General features: G+C 47.6%; 1 protein-coding gene. It reads right to left on the bottom strand.

Features of this window, described 5'->3' with window-relative positions; translation table 11 throughout:
* The coding region (locus R8O10_RS27160; protein WP_318192220.1) for a M48 family metalloprotease at positions 1-536 on the bottom strand (536 nt) is incomplete at both ends.

The following is a 536-nucleotide window of genomic DNA, read 5'->3' as shown; positions in this document are numbered from 1 at the left end:
GGGGTTCGATTCTTCGAATTCTTTCGTCCAGTGGTGGGTGTGTCGCGAACAAACCAGAGAATCCGGACAATTTACTCTGTCCAAACATCATGTGGCTCATTTCATCACTGGCTTTCGTGTTTAAGGTAGAGCCTTGAACGTTGCTGCCAATCTTCTTTAACGCTCCCGCAATCCCTTGATCGTTGCGAGTGAACTGCACGGCACTGGCGTCAGCTAAAAACTCGCGTTGGCGCGAAATCGCTGCTTTGATCATGTTGCCGAACAAGGTTCCTAACCAACCCAGCACCAAGCAGACAATCGCAATCAGTATGATGACAGCGAAGCCTTTGTTTGAATCAGAAGAACTACGCGATACGTGACGAGTGCTGTTCGAGTTATCCAAGATCAGATGACCAAAATGAGCAATGCAGGTAATGCCAAATAACGCACCAATCAGACGAGTATTCAACCGCATATCACCATTTAAGATGTGGCTGAACTCATGGGCAATTACACCTTGAAGTTCGTCACGGCTAAACGCATCTAGTGCTCCTTGC

Source organism: Vibrio sp. 1727 (assembly GCF_033344415.1).
Lineage (GTDB): Bacteria > Pseudomonadota > Gammaproteobacteria > Enterobacterales > Vibrionaceae > Vibrio > Vibrio alginolyticus.
This window is presented reverse-complemented; position numbering and strand designations above follow the sequence as displayed.